We start from the raw sequence: 4,439 nt of genomic DNA, 5'->3' as shown, positions 1-4,439 counted from the left end.
CACCCCGCCGCTGTCGGCGGCGCGCTGGCTCCTGGTGCTGATCGTCGCCGCCGGCGTCTATTTCTTCCACGGCTTCCTGTTCCCGGTGCTGGCGGCGCTCGTCATCGCCTTCGCCAGCTGGCCGCTCTACCGCCGGCTGCTCGCCGGGGTCGGCGGCAACCGCACGATCGCCGCGACCCTCGCGATCCTGTTCATTCTGACCTTCCTGGTGGTGCCGATAGCGCTCGCCGGCACTTACGCCATCAACGAGCTTCGCGAGTGGGTGGTCTGGGCGATCGAGACCAACCGCCACGGCTCTGCCACGCCCCAATGGATCGCCACCATGCCGGTCGTCGGCGAATGGCTGAACCAGCAGTGGACGGCCAATCTCGGCCATCCCGGCGGCATCGGCGAATTGATCCAGATGGTCAGCGGCTCCAACATCGGCACCATCTATCGCGGCGCGCTGGCCGCCGGCGGCAGCGCCTTCGGGCTGCTGCTCACGCTGCTTTTCATGTTGATCGCGCTGTTCTTTGCCTATCGCGACGGCGAGGGCTTCGCGGCGCAGGTTGATCGCCTCGGCGAGCGCATCCTGCCGACTCGCTGGGAGCGCATCTCGCGCGTCGTGCCGGCTACCATTTCATCGACCGTCACCGGCATGACCGTCATCGCCATCGGCGAGGGCGTGGTGCTGGGTGTCGCCTATTGGCTGGCCGGCGTGCCGTCGCCGGTCACGCTCGGCGCGCTTACCGGCATCATGGCACTAATCCCGGGCGGGGCGCCGCTCTCCTTTACGCTGGTGTCGATCTACCTCGCGGCCAGCGGCAAGTTGTTTGCGGGCCTCGCGCTGTTCGTCTGGGGCGCGGTCGAGCTTTTCATCGTCGACAAGACGCTGCGCCCGAAGCTGGTCGGCGGGCCGATCAAGCTGCCTTTCCTGCCGACCTTCTTCGGCCTGATCGGCGGCGTCAAGACGATGGGCTTCCTCGGCCTGTTCATAGGCCCTGTACTGATGGCGCTGCTCGTCGCCATCTGGCGCGAATGGCTGCGCGAGGTCGAGCTGATGGATGAGCTTCCACCTGCCGCTGAAGAAGGGAACGGGCCGCCACGGATCGAGACGGCGCCTGAGACCAGGAAAATTCAGGCCGGGTAGGCGACGGCGAGCGCCGCGCGGCGCCTGCGGCCTTCGTGCAATTGCCAGAGCGAGTGGGCTACCAGCGCCACGATCAGGATCGCGCCGCCGATCAGGCTGTTTCGTGTCGGAGCCTCGGCAAAGACCAGCCAGACCCAGACAGGCGCGAGCACCGTCTCCAGAACGTAAAACATCGCCACCTCCGGCCCTGAAATATATTTCGGGCCGGCGGCGAGACAGAAGAACGAGATCGGCATGATCACCGCGCCGTTGAAGATGATCCACCACGGCGCGTTGACGTGCAGTCCTTCACCCGAGACCATGAATGCGGCGAGCGCCAGCGGAAAGACGACGCCGACCAGCGCGGTGAAGCCCATGTCCTTGCCGCTGGCGCGCGAGATGGTGATGGCGAGTGCGACGAAGAAGGCCGAGCAGAGCGCCATGAAATCGCCGAACAGTTTTCCGGTGCCGACCGAACCGCCGACGATGATCAGCACGCCGACGATCATCGCCAGCATTGCGATCACGGTGCTCAGCCGCGGTCGTTCTCTGAGGAACAGCCAGGAGAGCAGCGCCGCGAAGACGGTGTTGAAGGCCAGGATGAAGACGAGGTCGGCGGTCGAGGTATGATAGACGGCGGTGACGAAGGTGATCGAAGTCAGGCCGTAGCAGATCGCCGCCGCCAGGCCCGACCAGCCGGGGATGAGCTTCGGCGCTTTGCCGCGCACCGCGCGCCAGACGACCCAAATCAACAGGGTGGCGACAAGCGTTGTCCCGGTCCGCAGCGCCATGATGGTCCACGGGCTGCCATCCGCGAGCCGGATCAGGGGAATGTCGAAGGTGAGCACCAGGCCGCCGATGGCGGTGATCAGCAGGCCTTTCTGATGGTCGTGGTGGGAAGACATGATTGGTCTCGCAATGATTTGCAGGCGGCGGCTGGCTCGATGGCGCACGCTTCCAGCGAGTGGCGGAAACACCAGCTTCCTGCCCCTTGAAACAGTTTAAGAACGGGCTTTGGAAAAAAGGTCAGCGACTGACCGCTTCGTGGTCGTAGCGTTCCCAGCCTTTCGGACCGAGATGCTCCTGCGGCATGAACCGCATCTTATAGCTCATCTTGCGCGAGCCGTTGACCCAGTAGCCGAGATAGACGTGGGGCAGTCCCATCGCCTTGGCGCGGGCAATGTGATCGAGGATCATGAAGGTGCCGAGCGAGCGGTCCTCGAAATCGGGATTGAAGTAGGAATAGACCATCGACAAGCCGTCGGCCATCTTGTCGGTCAGCGCTACGGCAATCAATTCACCCTGGCCCTTGCCGGTGATGAAGGTGTCGGGGCCGCGGCGCCGGTATTCGATGATCTTGGTGTCGACATGCGTGTCCTCGACCATCATCGCATAGTCGAGCACTGTCATGTCGGACATCCCGCCGCGGCGATGGCGCGCGTCGAGATAGGCGCGAAATAGCGAATATTGCTCGGTGGAAGGCTGCGCGTCGTGCATGGCGCCGATGAGGTCGGCATTGCGCTGAGTGACGCGGCGCATGTTGCGGCTGGCGGTGAACTCCTGCGCCAGGATGCGCACCGACACGCAGGCGCGGCAGGATTCGCAGGCCGGCCGGTAGGCGATGTTCTGGGAACGCCGGAAGCCGCCTTGCGTGAGCAGATCGTTCATCTCGGGCGCCTTGTCGCCGACAAGGTGCGTGAACACCTTCCGCTCGAACTGGCCCTCCAGATAGGGGCACGGGGACGGCGCGGTCAGGAAGAACTGCGGCGACTGGGTCGGATGCTGCGTCATCGATTCTTGGACACGCTCCTGCGAATCGCCCTACCTTTGGCCCGGCCGGCGAAAAATTCAACAGGATTGTGCTGTCGCGGCCGGCCCAAGCTGTTCATATCTAGCACAACCGGCGCGGCGAGGGCGGCCGCACATAGCGTCAGCTATCGGTGCGGGTGACGACGGTGCCGAGAAGCAGGTCGTGCAGCGTGCGCTTGCGATCGGAAAACAGCGTGACCAGCAGCACCAGCGGCGTCAGGATGACGTTGCCGGCCCAGAACAGCACCGAATGCACGACGGCGGTCAGGCCGTCGATGCGCGTGCCGTCGAGCCTCTCAAGCCGGATGCCCATGATCTTCATGCCTGTTGTGGCCTGGTCGCGGCTGCCCAGCGTGTTCCAGATATAGAGGATGGCAACCGCCGGAAGCAGGACGGAGAACAGGGCCCAGCCCAGGCCGAAGGTCAAAAGCCCGAGTAGGGCGACCAATATGGCGAAGGGGATGGTGAGCAGCGCCACGATGAAATAGTCGAGGACGAAGGCGAAGATGCGCCTGGTGCGCACGCCGCGGTAGACGCGTGTATCCTCGAGCCTTGTGGTGATAATCTCGCCGTCCAGCACGCGCGTGTTCATGTGTCATGCCTCGCAACAGGCCGGAAATAAGTCTCGGCCATTCGCCACTGAAATGGTGAAAGCCGGTGGCGGAATCAAGATGGACTGCTCGTGACGCCCGCGCGGCAGGCTGTGGCGAGCGGCGCTGCGGCGATTGAATTCATGGCGCGGATCGCGTTAGCCTGCTGCGGCGCAACAAGACGCCGAGGGGATGGGGAATATGGACTACGACATGCTGGTCATCGGCAGCGGCCCCTCCGGGCGCCGCGCCGCGGTGCAGTCGGCCAAGCTCGGCAAGTCGGTTTTGGTCATCGATAGGGGCCGGCGTCTCGGCGGCGTCTCCGTGCACACCGGCACCATTCCGTCCAAGACGCTGCGCGAAACGGTGCTCAATCTCTCCGGCTGGCGCGAGCGCGGCTTCTACGGGCGCGGCTACCGGGTCAAGCAGGATATTTCGGTCAGCGACCTCGTCGAGCGCCTGCACAAGACGCTCGATCACGAAGTCGAGGTGCTGCAGCATCAGTTCATGCGCAACGCGGTCAAAAGCGCGCGGGCCACGGCCAGATTCATCGGTGCAAACAAGGTCAGCCTGACCACCGACAATGGCGACTATAGCGAGATCGGTTTCGCCAATGCGCTGATCGCCGTCGGCACCAGGCCGCACCGCCCGCGCGACGTGCCGTTCGACAAGACGCGCGTCTTCGACAGCGACGAGATGCTGGAACTCGACCGGTTGCCGCGCACGCTGACCGTCATCGGCGCCGGCGTCATCGGCGTCGAATACGCGACCATCTTTTCGGCGCTCGACGTGCCGGTGACGCTGGTCGAGCCGCGCAACACCATCCTCGATTTCGTCGATCGCGAAATCGTCGACGACTTCATCCATCAGATGCGCGACCGCGGCATGACCATTCGCCTCGGCAGCACGGTAAAAGAAATCGCCTCCAAGCC

The 4,439-nt window shown here is 64.3% G+C and carries 5 protein-coding genes; 2 read left to right on the top strand and 3 right to left on the bottom strand.

Features of this window, described 5'->3' with window-relative positions:
- The coding region (locus EOA49_RS30570; protein WP_245460847.1) for an AI-2E family transporter at window positions 1-1,129 on the top strand (1,129 nt) is incomplete at its 5' end.
- Here the strand turns inward: EOA49_RS30570 and EOA49_RS30565 are convergent.
- The 3 genes from EOA49_RS30565 to EOA49_RS30555 form a co-directional block, all read right to left on the bottom strand.
- On the bottom strand, window positions 1,117-2,013 hold the full coding sequence (locus EOA49_RS30565; RefSeq protein ID WP_127239999.1) for a DMT family transporter: 897 nt from the start codon (window positions 2,011-2,013) through the stop codon (window positions 1,117-1,119). The genes EOA49_RS30570 and EOA49_RS30565 overlap by 13 nt on opposite strands.
- A 121-nt stretch (window positions 2,014-2,134) precedes the next feature.
- Complete coding sequence (locus EOA49_RS30560; RefSeq protein ID WP_067000678.1) at window positions 2,135-2,899, bottom strand: arginyltransferase; 765 nt, start codon at window positions 2,897-2,899, stop codon at window positions 2,135-2,137.
- 139 nt (window positions 2,900-3,038) lie between these two features.
- Window positions 3,039-3,509, bottom strand: a complete 471-nt coding sequence (locus EOA49_RS30555; protein ID WP_127239998.1) for an RDD family protein — start codon at window positions 3,507-3,509, stop codon at window positions 3,039-3,041.
- Window positions 3,510-3,708: 199 nt separating this feature from the next.
- Here EOA49_RS30555 and EOA49_RS30550 point away from each other — a divergent pair.
- Window positions 3,709-4,439 (top strand): FAD-dependent oxidoreductase (locus EOA49_RS30550; RefSeq protein WP_127243552.1); only part of this gene is annotated, 731 nt, incomplete at its 3' end.

It is taken from the genome of Mesorhizobium sp. M1A.F.Ca.IN.020.04.1.1 (assembly GCF_003997315.1).
Classification (GTDB): domain Bacteria; phylum Pseudomonadota; class Alphaproteobacteria; order Rhizobiales; family Rhizobiaceae; genus Mesorhizobium.
This window is presented reverse-complemented; position numbering and strand designations above follow the sequence as displayed.